At 73.6% G+C, this 18,146-nt stretch carries 19 protein-coding genes, 1 pseudogene and 1 riboswitch; of the genes and pseudogenes, 16 read left to right on the forward strand and 4 right to left on the reverse strand.

Annotated features, from left to right (window positions below; translation table 11 throughout):
* The 5 genes and pseudogenes from AB7U46_RS16185 to cobJ form a co-directional block, all read left to right on the forward strand.
* A partial coding sequence (locus AB7U46_RS16185; RefSeq protein WP_428338021.1) for a cobaltochelatase subunit CobN occupies positions 1–1,535 on the forward strand: 1,535 nt, incomplete at its 5' end.
* Positions 1,525–2,589, forward strand: a pseudogene (cobG, locus tag AB7U46_RS16190) (precorrin-3B synthase); the annotation flags it as partial. The gene AB7U46_RS16185 and the pseudogene cobG, both read left to right, overlap by 11 nt.
* A 117-nt stretch (positions 2,590–2,706) precedes the next feature.
* Complete coding sequence (locus AB7U46_RS16195) at positions 2,707–3,336, forward strand: precorrin-8X methylmutase (RefSeq protein WP_428338038.1); 630 nt, start codon at positions 2,707–2,709, stop codon at positions 3,334–3,336.
* Between the two features lie 2 nt (positions 3,337–3,338).
* Positions 3,339–4,052, forward strand: coding sequence for a precorrin-2 C(20)-methyltransferase (locus AB7U46_RS16200; RefSeq protein ID WP_428338039.1), 714 nt, complete (start codon positions 3,339–3,341; stop codon positions 4,050–4,052).
* Positions 4,049–4,795, forward strand: a complete 747-nt coding sequence (cobJ, locus tag AB7U46_RS16205) for a precorrin-3B C(17)-methyltransferase (RefSeq protein ID WP_428338022.1) — start codon at positions 4,049–4,051, stop codon at positions 4,793–4,795. Before AB7U46_RS16200 ends, cobJ begins: the two co-directional genes overlap by 4 nt.
* Here cobJ and AB7U46_RS16210 read toward each other — a convergent pair.
* On the reverse strand, positions 4,762–5,520 hold the full coding sequence (locus AB7U46_RS16210; protein WP_428338023.1) for a cobalt-precorrin-6A reductase: 759 nt from the start codon (positions 5,518–5,520) through the stop codon (positions 4,762–4,764). The genes cobJ and AB7U46_RS16210 overlap by 34 nt on opposite strands.
* Here AB7U46_RS16210 and cbiE point away from each other — a divergent pair.
* The 11 genes from cbiE to AB7U46_RS16265 all read left to right on the forward strand — a co-directional run bounded on the left by cbiE (position 5,519) and on the right by AB7U46_RS16265 (position 14,669).
* On the forward strand, positions 5,519–6,718 hold the full coding sequence (gene cbiE, locus AB7U46_RS16215; RefSeq protein ID WP_428338024.1) for a precorrin-6y C5,15-methyltransferase (decarboxylating) subunit CbiE: 1,200 nt from the start codon (positions 5,519–5,521) through the stop codon (positions 6,716–6,718). The genes AB7U46_RS16210 and cbiE overlap by 2 nt on opposite strands.
* Positions 6,715–7,137, forward strand: a complete 423-nt coding sequence (locus AB7U46_RS16220; RefSeq protein ID WP_428338025.1) for a cobalamin biosynthesis protein — start codon at positions 6,715–6,717, stop codon at positions 7,135–7,137. The genes cbiE and AB7U46_RS16220 overlap by 4 nt, the downstream gene beginning before the upstream one ends.
* Positions 7,134–7,919: a precorrin-4 C(11)-methyltransferase gene (gene cobM / locus AB7U46_RS16225; protein ID WP_428338026.1), complete on the forward strand. Its 786-nt coding sequence runs from the start codon at positions 7,134–7,136 to the stop codon at positions 7,917–7,919. Before AB7U46_RS16220 ends, cobM begins: the two co-directional genes overlap by 4 nt.
* Positions 7,916–9,259 (forward strand): cobyrinate a,c-diamide synthase, encoded by a 1,344-nt coding sequence (locus AB7U46_RS16230; RefSeq protein WP_428338027.1) that lies wholly within the window; start codon positions 7,916–7,918, stop codon positions 9,257–9,259. The genes cobM and AB7U46_RS16230 overlap by 4 nt, the downstream gene beginning before the upstream one ends.
* A complete protein-coding gene (gene cobA / locus AB7U46_RS16235; protein WP_428338028.1) occupies positions 9,256–10,026 on the forward strand; it encodes a uroporphyrinogen-III C-methyltransferase in 771 nt (256 codons plus the stop codon). Before AB7U46_RS16230 ends, cobA begins: the two co-directional genes overlap by 4 nt.
* The gene (gene cobF, locus AB7U46_RS16240) at positions 10,023–10,778 is read left to right on the forward strand and encodes a precorrin-6A synthase (deacetylating) (RefSeq protein WP_428338029.1); all 756 of its coding nucleotides are present in this window, start codon (positions 10,023–10,025) and stop codon (positions 10,776–10,778) included. Before cobA ends, cobF begins: the two co-directional genes overlap by 4 nt.
* A 20-nt stretch (positions 10,779–10,798) precedes the next feature.
* Positions 10,799–11,010: riboswitch (cobalamin riboswitch) on the forward strand.
* A 157-nt stretch (positions 11,011–11,167) separates the two neighbouring features.
* Complete coding sequence (locus AB7U46_RS16245; protein WP_428338030.1) at positions 11,168–11,959, forward strand: DUF4198 domain-containing protein; 792 nt, start codon at positions 11,168–11,170, stop codon at positions 11,957–11,959.
* 11 nt (positions 11,960–11,970) lie between these two features.
* A complete protein-coding gene (gene cbiM, locus AB7U46_RS16250) occupies positions 11,971–12,588 on the forward strand; it encodes a cobalt transporter CbiM (protein ID WP_428338031.1) in 618 nt (205 codons plus the stop codon).
* Positions 12,585–13,235, forward strand: a complete 651-nt coding sequence (locus tag AB7U46_RS16255; RefSeq protein WP_428338032.1) for a cobalt ABC transporter permease — start codon at positions 12,585–12,587, stop codon at positions 13,233–13,235. The genes cbiM and AB7U46_RS16255 overlap by 4 nt, the downstream gene beginning before the upstream one ends.
* Complete coding sequence (gene cbiQ, locus AB7U46_RS16260) at positions 13,235–14,029, forward strand: cobalt ECF transporter T component CbiQ (RefSeq protein WP_428338033.1); 795 nt, start codon at positions 13,235–13,237, stop codon at positions 14,027–14,029. Before AB7U46_RS16255 ends, cbiQ begins: the two co-directional genes overlap by 1 nt.
* Positions 14,016–14,669: an energy-coupling factor ABC transporter ATP-binding protein gene (locus AB7U46_RS16265; RefSeq protein ID WP_428338034.1), complete on the forward strand. Its 654-nt coding sequence runs from the start codon at positions 14,016–14,018 to the stop codon at positions 14,667–14,669. Before cbiQ ends, AB7U46_RS16265 begins: the two co-directional genes overlap by 14 nt.
* A gap of 3 nt (positions 14,670–14,672) precedes the next feature.
* Here AB7U46_RS16265 and AB7U46_RS16270 read toward each other — a convergent pair whose 3' ends face one another.
* The 3 genes from AB7U46_RS16270 to AB7U46_RS16280 all read right to left on the reverse strand — a co-directional run.
* A complete protein-coding gene (locus AB7U46_RS16270) occupies positions 14,673–16,007 on the reverse strand; it encodes an aspartate aminotransferase family protein (RefSeq protein ID WP_428338035.1) in 1,335 nt (444 codons plus the stop codon).
* Positions 16,008–16,022: 15 nt separating this feature from the next.
* Positions 16,023–17,084 carry a phosphotransferase gene (locus AB7U46_RS16275; protein ID WP_428338036.1) on the reverse strand — a complete coding sequence of 354 codons (1,062 nt, stop codon included), beginning with the start codon at positions 17,082–17,084 and terminating at the stop codon, positions 16,023–16,025.
* Between the two features lie 64 nt (positions 17,085–17,148).
* Positions 17,149–18,146 (reverse strand): NAD(P)/FAD-dependent oxidoreductase (locus AB7U46_RS16280; RefSeq protein ID WP_428338037.1); only part of this gene is annotated, 998 nt, incomplete at its 5' end.

Here is an 18,146-nt window from a genome sequence, read left to right on the forward strand (position 1 = left end):
TTCCGATCTGCGCGGTGACGCTTGGCCATCTGCCGCCGCCGCTTGCGCAAAGCGACCTGCCCGAGGAGTTGCGCCCGCTCGAGCAGCTGCTCGACGAATATTCCGGCGCCGAGGGGCTTGACCCGGCGCGGCGCGACCGGCTGATCGCCGCGATCCGCGCCGAGGCGCAGGGCCGCGGCGTCGAGGCCGATCTCGGCATTCCGGCGGGCGCCGGAGCGGCCGAGGCGATCCCGCGCATCGACCGTTTTGTCTGCGATATCAAGGATGCGCAGTTTCCCGACGGGCTGCATGTCTTCGGCACCGGGCGCTGCGGCGCCGAGGAACGCGCGGGGCTCGCCGCGGCGCTTGCCGGGCGTTTCGTGCCGGCGGGGCCTGCGGGCTCGCCCTGGCGTGGGCGCGCCGACGTGCTGCCGACCGGGCGCAACCTCTTTTCCACCGATCCGCGCGCGGTGCCCTCGCGCGCGGCCCACGCCCAGGGCGTCAAGCTCGCCGAGGAGCTCTTGCGCCGCCACCTGCAGGATCACGGCGACTGGCCGCAGGGCCTCGTCATCGACCTCTGGGGCTCGGCGACGATGCGCACCGGGGGCGAGGAATTCGCGATGGCGCTGCATCTGGCCGGGCTCGCGCCGCGCTGGGATGCCGAGAGCGCGCGGGTGAACGGCTTCGAGATCGTGCCGCCCGCACTCCTCGGTCGGCCGCGGATCGACGTCACGCTGCGCGTCTCGGGCCTTTTCCGCGACGTCTTCCCGGGGCTCGCGCAGATGTTCGAGGCGGCGGCGGCGGCGCTCGCCGCGCGCGACGAGCCGGAGGCGGAAAACCCCTATCACCGTTCCGCGCCGCGGGTCTTCGGGCCGGGGCCGGGCAGCTACGGGCTGGGGATGGGCGCTCTGGCCGAGGATCTCGGCGCCGAGGCACGGCGCGCCGCCGGGGAGGCCTGGCTCGCCGCCTCGAGCCATGCGATCGACGCGCAGGGGCAGGCGCGCCCGGCGCGCGCGGCGCTCGAGGCGCGGCTCGCGGGCGCGGACGGCTTCGTCCATCTGCAGGATCTGCCCGAGACCGACCTGCTGATGGCCGCCGATTACGCCGCCCATGAGGCGGGTTTTGCCGCGGCGATGGCGCGGCTTGGCCGGCCGGCGCCCGCGCTTTACCATCTCGACGCGACCCGGCCCGGGGCGCCGCGCGCGCGCGCCCTCGCCGAAGAGGTCGCCCGCGTGGTCCATGCCCGCGCCGCCAATCCCGACTGGATCGAGAGCATGATGCGCCATGGGTTTCGCGGCGGCGCCGAGATCGCCGCGACGCTCGACCATCTTGCGGCCTTCGCCCATCTCGCCGGCGTCGTCGGGCCGCATCTCTTCGATCTTTACTACACGGCGACGCTCGGGCGCGACGATCTCGTCGCCTTTCTCGCGCGCGAGAACCCGCAGGCGCTCGCCGCGCTGCGCGCGCGGTTTGCGGCGCTGCGGGCGGCGGGGCTCTGGCACAGTTTGCGCAATTCGATCCTCGCGGATCTGGAAGGGGCGGCGGATGAGGGATGAGTTTCAGATCCGGGGCTGGTGCCCCGGCGCGCTGCGGCCGATGGCTTCGGGCGATGGGCTGGTGGTGCGGCTGCGGGTGCCGATGGGGCGGCTGTCGGCGGCGCTCGCGCATGAGATCGCGCTGCTGGCCGCGCGCCACGGCAACGGGCTGATCGACCTTTCCGCCCGCGCCAATCTGCAGCTGCGCGGGGTGAGCGCCGAGAGCCATCCGCCGCTGATTGCGGCGCTTGCCGCGCTCGGGCTGATCGACGCCGATATCCGGGCCGAGGCGCGGCGCAATATCCTCGTCACCCCCTTCGCCGCGCCCGGGGGCGTCGAGGCGCGGATCGCGGCGGATCTCGCCGCGGCGCTCGCGCGCACCGATGCGCCCGATCTGCCGGGCAAGTTCGGCTTTGCGGTGGAGGCCGGGCCGCGCCCGGTGCTGACCGCGAGCTCGGCCGATATCCGGATCGAGCGCGGCGCCGCGGGCGGGCTGATCTGCCGCGCGGAGGGGCGCGCCGCGGGCCGCCCGGTGACCGCGGCCGAGGCGGCCGAAGCGGCGCTCGAGCTCGCGCGCTGGTTCGTGGCGAGCGGCGGTGTGCGGGAGGGCCGCGGCCGGATGGCGCGCCATCTCGTCGCGGGCGCCGCGCTGCCCGCGCTTTGGGAGACGGAGCCCGCCGCCGCGCCGCTCGCCCCGCCCGCGCCCGGGCTTTGCGCCGAGGGGGCCTTCGTCGCGCCGGAATTCGGCCGGTTCGACGCGCCCGGCCTTGCCGCGCTTGCCGATCTCGCGGCGCGGGCGGGCGGTGCGCTTCGGCTCACGCCCTGGCGGATGGTGCTGATCGAGGGGCTGCGCGCGCTGCCCGATCTGCCCGGGCTGATCGTGCGCGCGGGCGATCCGCTTTTGCGCATCGCCGCCTGCCCGGGCGCGCCCGACTGCCCGCAGGCGCGCGCCGAGACCCGGCCGCTCGCCCGCGCGCTGGCCGCGAAGCTGCCCGAGGACGGCGTGCTGCACCTTTCGGGCTGCGCCAAGGGCTGCGCCCATCCCGGCCCCGCCGCGCTGACCCTCACCGCCACGGCGGCGGGGCGTTTCGACCTCGTGCGGCAGGGGCGCGCCGGCGCGGCCCCCGCGCGCCGTGACCTCACCGAGCCCTTTTTGCTCACCGATCCCGACTGGCCCAGGAAAGACCCCGCGATGCCGCATGACTATGAAAAGGACGGGGCGAAGATCTACGCCCGGAGTTTCGCCACGATCCGCGCCGAGGCCGATCTCGCGCGGTTCGACCCCGAGGAGGAGCCCGTCGTGGTGCGGATGATCCATGCCGCGGGGCTTGTCGGGCTGGAACGCGACGTGCGGTTCAGCCCCGGCATGGCGGCGGCGGCGCGCGCCGCGCTGGTGGCCGGCGCGCCGATCCTGTGCGACGCGAAGATGGTGGCCGAGGGGGTGACGCGCGCGCGCCTGCCCGCGGAAAACGCGGTGATCTGCACGCTCGGCGATCCGCGGGTGCCGGGGCTTGCCGCGGAAATGGGCACCACCCGCTCGGCCGCCGCGCTCGAACTCTGGCGGCCCGATCTCGCCGGCGCGGTGGTGGCGATCGGCAATGCGCCGACCGCGCTGTTCCACCTGCTCGACATGCTCGCCGACCCGGGCTGCCCGCGCCCGGCGGCGATCGTCGGCTGCCCGGTGGGCTTTGTCGGCGCGGCGGAATCGAAGGAGGCGCTGATCACCGAGGCGCCGGTGCCCGCGATGATCGTCGCCGGGCGGCTCGGCGGCTCGGCGATCACCGCCGCCGCGCTGAACGCGCTCGCCAGCCGGAAGGAATGAGCATGGGCAAGGTGATCTGCGTCGGGCTCGGCCCCGGCGATCCCGAACTGATGAGCGTGCGCGCCGACCGCATCCTGCGGGGCGCGCGCCATGTCGCCTATTTCTGCAAGCGCGGCGCGCGCGGCCAGGCGCGGCGCATCGTCGAGGGGATGCTGCCCGCGGCGGCGGTCGAGCACGCGATGGAATATCCCGTCACCGTCGAGATCCCGGTCTCCGACCCCGAATACAACCGCCTGCTCGCCGCCTTCTACGAGGATTGGGCGACGCGGCTCGCCGATCTCGCCATGGGCGCCGAGGTCGTCGTGCTTTGCGAGGGCGATCCCTTCTTCTACGGCTCCTTCATGCATCTGCACAGCCGGCTGCAGGGTCGCGCCGAGATCGAGATCGTGCCGGGGATCACCGGCATGTCGGGCTGCTGGACGCAGACGGGCCAGCCGATCACCTGGGGCGACGACGTGCTCACCGTGGCGATGGCGACGCTGCCCGAGGCGGAGATCACCCGGCGCGCGCGCGACACCGACGCGCTCGTGGTGATGAAGATCGGGCGCAACCTCGAAAAGCTCAAGCGCGCGCTTGCCGCCGCGGGGACGCTCGAGCGCGCCTGGCTGATCGAGCGCGGCACGATGCCGGGCCAGCGCGTCGCGCGGCTCGCCGAGGTGGCGGAGGCGCCCTATTTCTCGCTCGCCGTGGTGCACGGGCAGGGGCGGCGGCCATGAGCGGCGCGCTGATCGTGGCGGGGCTCGGCCCCGGGGCCGAGGCGCTGGTGACGCCCGAGGTGAGCGCGGCGCTGGCCTCGGCCACCGACATCGTCGGCTATGGACCCTATGTCGCGCGGGTGGCGCCGCGCCCGGGGCTTGCGCTGCATGCCTCCGACAACCGGGTCGAGCGCGCGCGTGCCGCCGAGGCCCTCGCGCTTGCCGCGGCGGGGCGGCGGGTGGTGGTGGTGTCCTCGGGCGATCCGGGCGTCTTCGCGATGGCCTCGGCGGTGTTCGAGGCGCTCGAGGCCGGGCCCGCGGAGTGGCGCGATCTCGACATCCGCGTGCTGCCGGGCATTTCGGCGATGTTCGCCGCCGCGGCCCGGCTCGGCGCGCCGCTCGGCCATGATTTCTGCGTCATCAACCTGAGCGACAACCTCAAGCCCTGGGCGCTGATCGAGCGCCGCCTGCGCGCCGCGGCGCAGGGCGATTTCGCGATGGCCTTCTACAATCCGCGCTCGAAGGCACGGCCCGAGGGGTTCGCCCGCGCGCTCGAGGTGTTGCGCGCGGAATGCGGCGGCGCGCGGCTGATCTCGTTTGCGCGCGACGTGAGCGGGCCGGGGGAGCATCTGCTCACCGTCCCGCTCGCCGAGGCGCGCCCGGAGATGGCCGACATGCGCACCGTGGTGATCCTCGGCAACAGCCAGACGCATCGCGTCGGGCGCTTCGTCTACACCCCGCGCTTCGCCCCGGAGGCGCCATGATCGAGCCAGTCGAGCACCGCCTCGACCGAGCCGCGCAAGAGCCGTGGCGGCAGCGCGGGGCGGTCGATCATCACCACCGGCAGGCCGAGCGCGCGCGCGGCCGCGAGTTTCGCCGCGGCGCCGCTGCCGCCGGCGTTCTTCGCCACGACATGGGTGATCGCATGGTCGCGCAGGAGCGCGGTGTCGCCTTCGACGGTGAACGGGCCGCGGGCGATCACCGCCTCGGCGTCGGGCAGCGGCAGCGCCTCGGCGGGCGGATCGACGAGGCGCAGCAGGTAGTGATGCTGCGGCGCGCCGGCGAATTCCGCGAGATGCTGCTTGCCGATCGCGAGGAAGACCCGCGCCGGGGCCTCGGGCAGGGCCGCGGCCGCCGCGGCGATCCCGGTCACGCGGCTCCAGCGGTCGCCCGCGCCCGGCACCCATTCCGGCCGCTCAAAGGCGCAAAGCGGCACGCCCGTCGCGGCGCAGGCGGCGATCGCGTGCCGGCTCATCTGCGCGGCAAAGGGATGGGTGGCGTCGATCACATGGCTGAAGCCGCCCGCGCGCAGCGTTTCGATCAGCCCCGCGACGCCGCCAAAGCCGCCCACCCGCATCGGCAGCGGCTGCGGCACCGGGCTTTCGGTGCGCCCGGCGTAGGAGAACAGCGCCGGCGTGCCGCGTTCGGCCAGCGCCCGGGCGAGCGCGCTCGCCTCGCTGGTGCCACCAAGAAGGAGGATGCGCGTCATGGCTGATCCCTGGCTGAGTCTGATCGGTCTGGGCGAAGATGGCCTGAACGGGCTTTGCCCCGCAAGCCGCGCCGCGCTCGATCGCGCCGAGATCGTCTTCGGCGGCGCGCGCCATCTTGCGCTCGCGGACGTGGGGGCGCGCGGGCAGGCCTGGCCGCTGCCGTTTTCGGTGGCGCCGGTGCTGGCGCTGCGGGGCCACCCGGTCGCGGTGCTCGCCTCGGGCGATCCGTTCTGGCACGGCGTCGGCGGCACGCTCGCCCCCCATCTCGCGCCCGGCGAATGGCGCGCCTTTCCCGCGCCCTCGAGTTTCGCGCTTGCCGCCGCGCGGCTTGGCTGGCGGCTCGAGGAGGTCGACTGCCTCGGGCTGCACGCCGCGCCCTTCGCGCGGCTGGTGCCGGTGCTCGCGCCCGGCGTGCGGGTGATCTGCCTGATGCGCGACGGTGCGGCCCCCGCGGCGCTGGCCGAATGGCTGGTCGCGCAGGGCTTCGGCGCTTCGCGGATGGTCGTGCTCGAGGCGCTCGGCGGCCCGCGCGAGCGGCTGCACGAGACCCGCGCCGAGGCCTTCGCCGCCGCGCCCGAGGCCCTGTCGGTCTCCGCCCCGGTCGCGGTGGCGATCGAGGGCGCGGGGGCGGCGGGGCTGTCGCGCGCAAGCGGGTTGCCCGACGCGCTTTTCGCCACCGACGGGATGATCACCAAGCGCCCGGTGCGCGCGATGACGCTCTCGGCGCTCGCGCCGCGGCCCGGCGCGCTGCTTTGGGATATCGGCGCGGGCTCCGGTTCGATCTCGGTCGAATGGTGCCGCGCGGCGCCGGGGGCGCGGGCGATCGCGCTCGAACCCGACGACGGCCGCCGCGGCTTCGTCGCCGAGAACGCCGCGCGCTTCGGCCTCGCCCATCGCATCGAGATCCGCCCCGGCCGCGCGCCCGAGGCGCTTTCCGCTCTGCCCGCGCCCGATGCCGTCTTCTTTGGCGGCGGCGTCACGGCGGAGGGGATCGCGCAGGTGCTTGCGCGGCTGCACCCCGGCGGGCGGCTTCTGTGCAATTCGGTCACGCTCGAAAGCGAGGCGCTTTTGATCGAAAGCCACCTGCGTTTCGGCGGCAGCCTGCTGAAGATCGAGCTGGCCGAGGCCGCGCCCTTCGGTCGGCTGCACGGCTGGACCCGGGCGCGCCCGATCCTGCAATGGAGCCTCGAGCGATGAGCGATCCGCAAAAACCTGCCCCCGTTGCGCCGCGCCGCGTGGCGGGGATCGGCTTTCGCGCCGCCGCACCGCTCGAGGCGCTGCACGCCGCTCTCGCGCAGGCGGGGGGCGGGGGCGGGCTGCAGGCACTCGCCACCAGCGCGGAAAAGGCGCGCGCCCCGCAGGCGCGCGCGCTTGCCCGTGCGCTCGGCCTGCCGCTGATCGCGCTCGCCCCCGAGGCGCTTGCCGGGCAGCCGACGCCGACCCGCTCGCCGCGCCAGATCGCGCGTTTCGGCACCGGCTCGCTCGCCGAGGCTTCGGCGCTCGCGGCCGCCGGCCCCGGCGCCCGGCTCCTGTCCCCCCGCGCGCTCTCGCCCGATCGCAGCGCCAGCGCCGCGATCGCCGAAGCCGCCTTTCCCCCTCCCGGAGATCCGCAATGACCGTCCATTTCATCGGCGCCGGCCCCGGTGCCGCCGACCTCATCACCCTGCGCGGGCGCGACCTGATCGCGGCCTCGCCGGTCTGCCTTTATGCCGGTTCGCTGGTGCCCGAGGCGCTGCTCGCGCATTGCCCGCCGGGCGCGCGCATCGTCAACACCGCGCCGCTCTCGCTCGATGCGATCCTCGACGAGATCCGCGCCGCCCACACCGCCGGCCACGATGTCGCGCGGCTGCATTCGGGCGATCTCTCGGTCTGGTCGGCGATGGGCGAGCAGCTGCGCCGGCTGCGCGCCGAGGGCATCCCCTATGACGTGACCCCGGGCGTGCCGGCCTTTGCCGCCGCCGCCGCCGCGCTCGGCGCCGAGCTGACGCTGCCCGGGGTGGCGCAGTCGCTGGTGCTCACCCGCACCTCGGGCCGCGCAAGCGCGATGCCCGCGGGCGAGCGGCTCGAGGCCTTCGCCGCGACCGGGGCGACGCTCGCGATCCATCTTTCGGTGCATGTGCTCGAGGAGGTCGTCGCGCGGCTGGTGCCGGCCTATGGCGCGGACTGCCCCGCCGCGGTGATCTGGCGCGCGAGCTGGCCCGATCAGCGCGTGGTGCGCGCGCCGCTGGGTGCGCTTTGCGACGCCTGCGGGGCGGAGCGCGGGCGCACCGCGCTGATCCTCGTCGGGCGGGCGCTCGGCGCCGAGGATTTCGACGAAAGCCGGCTTTACGCGGGCGATTACGACCGCCGCTTCCGCCCGCGCGGCGCGGCGCCGCGCTTTCCCGAGGGGGCGGAATGAGCACGCCGCCCGATCCACTTCTGCCGCCCGGGCTGATGATTTCCGCCCCCGCCTCGGGCAGCGGCAAGACGACGCTGATGCTTGGCCTCGCGCGGGCCTTTGCCGCGCGCGGCCTTGCGGTGCAGCCGTTCAAGAGCGGGCCGGATTACATCGACCCCGGCTTTCACGCCGCGGCGACCGGGCGGGCCTCGTTCAACCTCGACGGCTGGGCGATGCCGGGGGTGCTCCTCGACCGGCTGGCCGCGGCGGCGCAGGGCGCCGATCTGGTGCTTGCCGAGGGCTCGATGGGGCTCTTCGACGGGGTCGCGCGCCCGGGGGCGAGCGGCACCGGCGCGAGTGCCGAGATCGCGCAGCGGATGGGCTGGCCGGTGGTGCTTTTGCTCGATGCCTCGGGGCAGGCGCAATCGGCGGGCGCGGTGGCGCTGGGCTTTGCGCAGCTCAGGCCGGGGCTGCGGATCGCGGGGGTGGTGCTGAACCGCGTCGCCTCGCCCCGGCATGAGGCGCTCCTGCGCGCGGGGCTGGCGGAGGCCGGGATCGCGGTGCTCGGCGTGCTGCCGCGGCGCGCCGATCTCGAACTGCCCGAGCGGCATCTGGGCCTTGTCCAGGCCGAGGAACACGCCCGCATCGACGCGCTGATCGCGGCGGCGGGGGCGTTCGTCGCGGCGCATGTCGATCTCGATGCGCTCTGCGCCGCGGCGGCGGGGGGCGGGGCGCGCACGCCCGAGCCCGGCCCCGCCTGCCTGCCGCCGCCGCCCGGCCAGCGCATCGCGCTTGCCCGCGACGCGGCGTTTTCCTTCGTCTATCCGCATCTGCTGCAGCACTGGCGCGCGGCGGGGGCGGAGATCCTGCCCTTCTCGCCGCTCGCCGACGAGGCGCCGCCCGAGGGCGCCGATGCCTGCTGGCTGCCCGGCGGCTATCCCGAACTGCACGCCGGGCGGCTTGCCGCGGCGGGGCGGTTCCGCGCCGGGCTGCGGCATCTCTCCGAGACGCGGCCGGTGCATGGCGAATGCGGTGGCTACATGGCGATGGGGGCGGCGCTGATCGACGCCGCGGGCAGGCGCCACGAGATGGCCGGGCTGCTCGGCCTCGTCACCTCCTACGCCGCGCGGCGGATGCATCTGGGCTATCGGCTCGCCCGGCTCGCGGCGCCGGTGCCGGGGCTCGGCCCGGCGGGGGCGGCGCTGCGCGGCCACGAATTCCACTATTCCACGATCCTCGCGCAGCCCGATGCGCCGCTTGCCGGGGTCGTCGATGCCGAGGGCCGCGCGGTGGCCGAGACCGGCTCGCGCCGCGGCCTTGCCAGCGGCAGCTTCTTTCACCTGATCGCGGAGGCCCCATGAGCGGTTTCGTCAGTTTCGTCTCCTCCGGCCCGGGCGATCCCGAGCTGCTCACGCTCAAGGCGGCGGACCGGCTCGCGCGCGCCGATGCGGTGCTCTTCGACGATCTCGCCTCGGGGCCGATCCTCGCGCGGGTGCGCCCGGGCGCCGATCTCGTCGGCGTGGGCAAGCGGGCGGGGCGCGCCTCGCCCTCGCAGGACCACGTCAGCCGGCTGCTTGTGGACTACGCCCGCACCGGCGCGCGGGTGGTGCGGCTGAAATCGGGCGATGCCGGGATCTTCGGCCGCCTTGAGGAGGAGATCCGCGCGCTCGAGGCGGCGGGGATCGCGCATGAGGTGATCCCGGGGGTGTCCGCCGCCTCCGCCGCCGCCGCCGCCGCGGGGATCCCGCTGACCCGGCGCGAGACGGCGCGGCGGGTGCAGTTCGTCACCGGCCACGACGTCACCGGCGCGCTGCCCGAGGCGCTGAACCTCGCCGCGCTTGCCGATCCGGGGGCGGTGACCGCGCTTTACATGGGGCGGCGCACCTTTGCCGATCTCGCCGCGCGGCTGATCGCGGCGGGGCTGCCGCCTCAAACCCCGGCGCTGATCGCCGAGGCGATCTCGACCCCCGGGCAGCGGATCGCGCGGATGAGTGTGGCGGCGCTGGCCGAAGCGCTCGCCGATGCGCCGCCCACCGGGGCGCCGGCGATGATCCTTTACGGCCCGCTCGCGGAGCCCGCGCGGGGCCATCGCCCCGAGGGGCCGGAAGCCGGGGAGGGCGCGGCATGATCGAGCTTTTCCTGATCGGTATCGGCGCGGGCAACCCGCGCCATCTGACGCTGCAGGCGATCGCCGCGATGGCCGCGCTCGATCTCGTGCTGATCCCGCGCAAGGGCGTGGAAAAGGACGACCTCGCCGCGCTGCGCCGCGCGATCTGCGCCGAGCATCTGCCCGAAGGCGTGCGGGTGGTCGAGTTCGACCTGCCGCGGCGCGACGCGGGCGACCCCGATTATCGCCACGGCGTCGATGCCTGGCACGACGCGATCGCGGCGGTCTGGGCGCGTGAAATGGCGCGCGAGCTTCCCGCGGGCGGGCGCGTCGGCTTCCTCGTCTGGGGCGATCCGGCGCTTTACGATTCGACCCTGCGCATCGCCGGGCGGCTTGGCCGGGCGCGCCCGGTGACGACGCGGGTGATCCCCGGCATCACCGCGATCGCGGCGCTCACCTCGGGCCACGCGATCCCGCTCAACACGATCGGCGCGCCCTTCACCGTCACCACCGGGCGGCGGCTGCGCGAAGGCGGCTGGCCCGCGGGGGCGGAAACGCTCGTCGTGATGCTCGACGGCGAGTGCGCCTTTCGCAGCCTCGCGCCCGAGGGGGTCTCGATCTGGTGGTCGGCCTATGCCGGCATGGCGGAGGAGATCCGCCTCTCCGGCCCGCTCGCCGCGGTGGGCGCCGAGATCGTCGCGGCGCGGGCGGCGGCGCGGGCGCGCCACGGCTGGATCATGGATATCTACCTGCTGCGCCGGGAGGGCGATTGACAGGATGTATGCTGCGGTGCAACACAGGGGGCATGACCGGTCCCGTTCCGGGCCGCAAGGTCCGGTCGGGCGAGAAAGGGAATACGGTGCGGCGCGATGCGCCTAGTCCGTGGCTGCCCCCGCAACTGTAAGCGGCGAGCGAAGCTGAGAATGCCACTGGAGCGATCCGGGAAGGCCAGCCGAGCGAAGACCCGCAAGCCAGGAGACCTGCCGGACATATGGCCCGCGTTTTGCGGGGCATCTTCCACCGGGCGCCGGGGTGAGCGTCTGGCCCGGAGCGGCCCGGCGTGCCTTCTGCGGCGGTCCAATTCGTGCCTTCTCCCCGTCCGTCCTCTTGTCCGTTGCGCGTGGCCCCCGGGCCTCTCGCGCATCAACCAACGAGAGACGACATGAACCGTTACACTTCCCTTCTTGCCGCCGCGGCGCTGGTCGCGGCCCCCAGTTTGGCTCAGGCGCATTTCCAGCTGGTCTACACCCCCGAGCCCTTGCTCGAGAAACCCGGCGCGGTCGAACTGGGGCTGATCTTCTGGCACCCGTTCGACAATGGCCATGCGATGGACATGGGCCGGCCCGAGCAGGTCTTCGCGGTCAATCACGGCAAGCGCATCGACCTCGCCTCCTCGCTGGTGGCGAAGCGCTTCAAGGGCGCGGGCAACGAGGCCGATGCTTGGGCCGTCACCCTGCCGGTGAAGAAGATGGGCGACTATGTCGTCGCCGTGGTGCCCGCGCCCTATCTCGAGGGCTCGGAGGACATCTTCATCCAGCAGATCGCAAAAAGCTTTCTCAACCTCGGCGAGCTGCCCACCGACTGGACCGAGCCGCTCGGCCTGCCGACCGAGATCGTGCCGCTGACGAAGCCCACGAACATCCCCACCGGATCGACCTTCTCGGGCTGCGTGCTCTCGGAGGGCAAGCCGGTCGCGGGCGCCGAGATCGAGGTCGAATATATCGCCGCCACCCCGGATCTGACGCGCTTCGCCGCCACCGCGCCGAGCGTTTCGCCGCCGCCCGGGGGGGCGCTCGTCGTCACCTCGGATGCGAATGGCTGCTTCACCTACGGGCTGCCGAAGGCGGGGGACTGGGGCTTTGCCGCGCTGGGCACCGGGCCGGAGACCAGCTTCGAGGGCAAGGAGATGAGCCAGGACGCGGTGATCTGGGTCCGCGCCCGGGATCTGAACTGAGGGAGGGGAAGATGCATATCGTCGATGGGGCGCTTTCGGCCCCGGTTCTCGTCGCCGGCGCGGTGCTGAGTGCGGGCGGAATCGCGCTCGGGCTGAGGCGCCTGCCGGTGGAGAAGATCCCCGCCGCGGGGGTGCTTTCGGCGACGTTCTTCGTCGCCTCGCTCGTGCATGTGCCGATCGGGCCCAGCTCGGTGCATCTGATCCTGAACGGGCTCGCCGGGCTGGTGCTCGGCTGGGCGGCGTTTCCGGCGCTTTTCGTCGCGCTGCTTCTGCAGGCGGTGTTCTTCGGCTTCGGCGGGCTCACGGTGCTGGGCGTCAACACGGTCAACATCGCGCTGCCGGCGGTGGTCGCGGGGCTGATCTTCGGGCCGCTGATCCGGCGCAGCCCGGGGTTTGGCGGGGTGCTCTGGGGGGCGGCGGGCGGTGCCTTCGCGATCGCCGCCACCACCGGCTGCGTCGCGCTTGCGCTGGCGCTCTCGGGCGACGAATTCCTGGCCGCGGCGCGGCTCGTGTTCCTCGCCCATATCCCGGTGATGGCGATCGAGGCACTGCTGACCGGCGCCGCCGTCGCGCTGATCCGCCAGGTCAAGCCCGCCCTTTTCACCCCTTTGCAGGAGGTCCGCGCATGAGCCGCTCCCTGATCCTTTCCGCCGCCCTGGCGCTCGCGCTCGCGCTCGGGGCGGGCCCTGCCGCCGCGCATAAGGTGATCGCCTCGGCCTATCCCTCGGGCACCGAGATCGAGGGCGAGATCGGCTTTTCCAACGGCGACATGGCGAAGAACGCGACGGTCGAGGTGCTGGGCCCCGACGGCACGCGGCTCGGCGAGACGGTGACCGATGCGGAGGGGGCCTTCACCTTCACGCCGCATGTCGCCGTGGCGCATGAGTTCCACGCCGATCTTGGCGCCGGCCATCAGGTAAGCTTCACCATGACGCAGGAGGATGTCGAACAGGTGCTGCGGATGCAGCAGGACACGGCGCAGGCCGGGGCCGAGGCTGCCGCCGCGGTCGGGGGCACGCCCGCCGCCGCGCCGCAGGGCGCCTCGGCCGGCCCCGCCGCGCCCGCGCCCGCGCCCGGCGGCGTCGTGACGCTGAGCATGGCCGACAAGCTCGCCATCGCCGCGATGCTGCGCGACGAGGTCCGCCCGCTGCGCCGCGAGATCGACGCCTATCGCGAGCACAACGACCTGCAGCGGATCCTCGGCGGCATCGGCTATATCCTCGGCCTGTTCGGCATCGGCTTCTACGTCGCCGGGCGGCGTCGGAGCCTCGCCTGATGGGGCACCGGCTCACCCCGGCAGACCGGCGGCTCGCAGGGATTTCCCTGCGGGCCTTCGCCGCGCCGATCCCGCAGCGCGACCCGCGGCTGCGGATCGTGCTGGCGCTGGGCTTTGCGCTGCTCACCGTGGCGCTGAGCGCTTTCGCGGCGCTGGGCGGCGCGCTGGCGCTGGCGCTTCTCGCGCTCGCGCTTTCGGGCCTGCCCGCGGGTCCGACGCTGAAGAAGATGGCGGGGATGGACGGCTTCGTCCTCCTGATGCTCGTGCTTTTGCCCTTCACCGTGCCGGGGGCGCCGCTGGTCACGATCTGGGGCTTTCCGGCGAGCCGCGAGGGCCTCTCTGAGGCGGCGCGGATCGCGCTGCGCGCCAATGCCGCGATCCTGATGGCGATGGCGCTCCTCGCCACGCTCGAACCGGCGCGGCTCGGCATGGCGCTGCATGCGCTGCGCTGCCCCGAGCGGCTGGTGCAGCTGATGCTTTTCACCACCCGCTACGTCGAGGTGCTGCGCGGCGAATATCTGCGGCTGCGCACCTCGATGAAATGCCGCGGTTTCCGGCCGGGGACCAACCTGCACAGCTATCGCAGCTTCGGTTACCTCGTGGGCATGATGCTGGTGCGCGCCTTCGAGCGCTCCGAGCGGATCCTCGAGGCGATGAAATGCCGCGGCTTCGACGGGCGGCTGCATCTGCTCGAAACCTACGCGCTGCGGCGCGCCGACTATCTCCTTGCGGCCCTCGCGCTGCTGGCCGCCGCGGCCCTGATCGGAGTGCAGATCATTCATGCCCCTGCTTGAGCTCGAAGACATCCATTTCGCCTATCCCGGCGGGCGCGAGGTGCTGTGCGGCGCGTCGCTGCAGCTCCATGCCGGCGAGCGGCTCGCCCTCGTCGGGCCGAACGGGGCGGGGAAATCGACGCTGCTGCGCCTCGCGGTCGGGCTGATCGCGCCCGGGCGCGGGCGGATCGCGGCCTTCGGGCGCGACCGCCGCGTCGAGGCCGATTTCCACGAGGTGCGCCGGCGCGCGGGCTTCGTGTTCCAGGATCCCGACGATCAGCTCTTCTGCCCGACGGTGGCCGAGGACATCGCCTTCGGTCCGCTCAACCTCGGCCGCAGCCGCGCCGAGGCGCGCGCCGTGGTCGACCGGGTGCTCGGCGATCTCGCGCTGGACCACCTGCGCGACCGCGTCACCCATCACCTCTCGGGCGGGGAGAAGCGGCTCGTGACGCTCGCCTGCGTGCTGGCGATGGAGCCCGAGGTGCTGCTCCTCGACGAGCCGACGAATGCGCTCGACGTGGAAAACCTCGCGCGGCTGACGGAGATCCTGCAACGCCTGCCACAGGCGATGCTGATCGTCTCCCATGACGCGGAGTTCCGCGCCGCGCTCACGCCCCGCGCGCTGCATCTGCGCGCCGGGCGGCTGGAGGCGGCGGGCTGAGTCTCAGACCGTGGCGGCGAGCACGGTTTCGAGCGTGCTCAGCAGCCGGTCGGCATCGGCGGAGGAGAACACCAGCGGCGGGCGGATCTTGAGCACGTTGCTGTCGGGGCCCGTGGCCGAGATCAGCACCCGCGCCGCGCGCAGCCCGTTGACGATGCGCCCGGCCGCGGCGGCGTCGGGGCTGCCGTCGGGGCGGATCATCTCGACCCCGATGTAAAGCCCGGCGCCGCGGATGTCGCCGATCGCCTCGAAACGCGGGGCAAGCGCGCGCAGCCCGGCGGTGATCTCGGCGCCGACGCGGGCGACGCTCTCGATCAGCGCCTCCTCGCGGATCGTGTCGAGCACCGCCTGCGCCGCGGCCATCGCCACGCCATTGCCGCCGAAGGTGTTGAAATAGCGCGTGTCGCGGCCGAAGCCTTCGAGCACATCGGCGACGATCGCGATCCCCGCGACCGGGTAGCCGTTGCCCATCGGCTTGCCCATGGTGACGATGTCGGGGTCGATGCCGTGGCGCTGAAAGCCCCAGAACCGCTCGCCCGAGCGGGCGAAGCCCGACTGCACCTCGTCGGCGACGAAAAGCCCGCCCTCGGCGTGCACCGCCTCGGCGACCGGGCGCAGCACCTCGGGGGTGGCGAAGATCCCGTCGGAGGAGAAAAGCGCGTCCGCGATGAAGGCGGCGAGCCCGTCGCCGTGGCGGCGCAGCTCCTGCGCCTCGGCGCGCACCGCCGCCGCCATCATCCGGCCCAGCGTCGCTGGGTCGTGGCGGTAGCTGTCGGGCGCGGGGATCCGGCGCACCCAGGTGCCGAGCGGAGAGCGATTGCCGAGTGAGGGCGAGAAGCTTGCGGTAAGATCGGAATTGCCGTGATAGGCCTCGGCGGTGCAGATGATCCCGCGCCGCCCGGTGACATGGCGCGCGATCCGCATCGCGAGGTCGTTCGCCTCCGAGCCGGTGCAGGTGAACATCATGTGCCCCGCCGCCGCGATCCGCCCGCCAAAGCTCGGCAGCATCGCCTCGGCATAATCGAGGATGCCGTCCTGGATGTAGCGCGTATGGGTGCAGAGCGTCTGCATCTGCCGCGTCACCGCCTCGATCACCCGCGGGTGGCAATGGCCAAGCGGCACCACGTTGTTATAGGCGTCGAGATATTCGTTGCCCTCGCGGTCGTAAAGCTTGGTGCCAAGCCCGCGGCTGACCTGCACCGGCTCCTCGTAAAACAGCCGATAGGCCGGGCCGAGCAGCCGGTCGCGGCGGCGGATCGCCTCCTGCGTGGCGGCGGGCAGCCCGGCAAGGCTGTCGGGGTTGAAGGCGTTCACCATCTTGCCGCGCGGCGTCGACATCTTGGTCCCTTTCGGTCAGAGCAACAGGCTGGAAACAGCGTCCGCATCGCGCGCGAGGAACCAGTCGAGCTGGGCCCAGCCCTGTTCGGTGTTGCGCAGGATATAGCGGGCATTGTCGGGAAAACGGGCGGCGCGCCAGAGCGAGAGCAGCGCACGGGTGACGACGCGGCCCATCACCAGATGCGGCAGCAGCGCGCGCTCCGTGTCGGTGAGCGGCGCGATCTCGAGATAGCCGCGCATCACCTCGCGCGGCTCGGCGAGCATGTCGTCGACCATGCGGCTCGCGCCGTCGCGCGGCATCTGGTTCATCATCGCGGTCGAGAGGTCGATCGCGATCGCGGTCTCGACGGTGTCGCCGAAGTCGATGATGCCGGCGACGCGGGCGGGGCCGGGGCGCGCGACGAGCAGGTTCGAGCGGTTGAAATCGTTGTGCAGCACCTGCCGCGGCAGCGCCTCGATCTGCGGCATCAGCGCGGCGAAACGGTCAAGCCCGCGTTCGAGCGCGCGGGCCTGCGCGGGATCGGCGACATGGGCGAGAAGCGGCGCGAGCCCGGGCAGCTGGCGGATGTCCCAGGCAAGGCGCCGCGCCGCGCCGGGATGGGTGAAACCGGCAAGCGCGAGGCGCAGCGCGCCGCAGATCCGCCCGATCGCCGCGCGCTCCTCGGCGGTGGGGGTGACGGTGTCGAGCACGGTCCCCTCGAGATAGCTCATCAGCCGCATCCGGCGCGTTCCCTCGGGCGTCGCGATCTCGGGCAGGAAGGCGCCGGTGCGGTCGGCGAAGACGCGCGGCACCGGCAGCTCGGGGGCGACGGCTTCGAGATGGCGCAGCACCGAGACCTGCAAATCAAGGTCCACCAGCGTCTCGCCCGGGTTCGCGATCTTCAGGATGAAACCGCGCCCCTCGGGGGTGAGCAGGCGAAAGGTGTCGTCCATCTCGGTGTCGAAGCGCTGCAGCGTGCCGGCAAGGCCGTAATGCTCGCGCAGGATCGCGGCGGCGGTCTCGGGCGCGATGCGCGCGCAGCGCACCGACAGCGCGCCGAGGTCGAGCGCCCCTTCCGTCGATGTCGCGAAACCCATGCCGTCCCCCTCGCGTTGCGGCGGCAGGCTGTCATCGCGCCGGGCCGATGTCAACGCGCCGCGCTCAATGCCCGGTGAGCCGGTCGGCGAGCGCGGCAAGCCGCGAGCTGCGCTGCCCGCCGCCCCGGGCCTCGCGCCGGTCGGCGAGGTGGTAAAGCTGATACATCGCCTGCACGCCAAGCCAGCGCAGCGGCTCGGGCTCCCAGCGGCGGGGGCGGCGGTTGACCCAGGGCAGGGCGGTCAGATCGCTCTCGCGGCCAAGCGCCAGATCGGCGAGCGTGCGCCCGGCGAGGTTCGAGGTCGAGACGCCGATGCCGACGTAACCGCCCGCCCAGCCGATGCCGGTCGCGCGGTCGAGCCCGACGCTCGCGCACCAGTCGCGCGGCACGCCGAGCACGCCGCACCAGGCGTGGTCGATGCGCAGCGCGCGGGTCTGCGGAAGCAGCCGGTGCAGGATCGCGGTGAGCTGCGCCACCGTCGCCGCCTGGGTCTCGCCCGCCTGGTCGAGCCGCGAGCCGTAGCGATAGGGCACGCCGCGCCCGCCCATCGCGATCCGCCCCTCGCGGGTGCGCTGGGCGTAGCAATAGGCATGCGAGGCATCGCCGAAGAGCTCGGCGCCGCGCCAGCCGATTTCGTCCCAAAGCGTCTCGGGCAGCGGTTCGGTGACGATCTGCGCGCTGTTGAGCGGCAGCCAGTCGCGGCGATGGCCGGGCAGGGTGGCGGTGAAGCCCTCGGTCGCGCGCAGGATCGTGCCGGCGCGGAGCGTGCCGCGGTCGGTCTCGACCCGGCCGGGGGCGATCGCGGTGACGGTGGTGCCCTCGTGGATGGTGACGCCAAGCCGCTCGACCACCGCGGCGAGCCCGCGCACGAGCTTCGCCGGCTGCACCCGGGCGACGCCGCGCAGCACGAGCGCGCCCATCGTGCCCGCCACCGCGAGGCGCGCGCGCGCCTCGGCGGCGCCGATCAGACCGATCCGGCTTTCGGGCACCTCCCAGGCGCGGGCGCTGTCATGCTCGGCGCGCAGCCGCGCCCATTGCGCGGGGCTGCAGGCATAGGTCAGCG

This window comes from Paenirhodobacter sp. (assembly GCF_050177655.1).
GTDB lineage: Bacteria > Pseudomonadota > Alphaproteobacteria > Rhodobacterales > Rhodobacteraceae > Rhodobacter.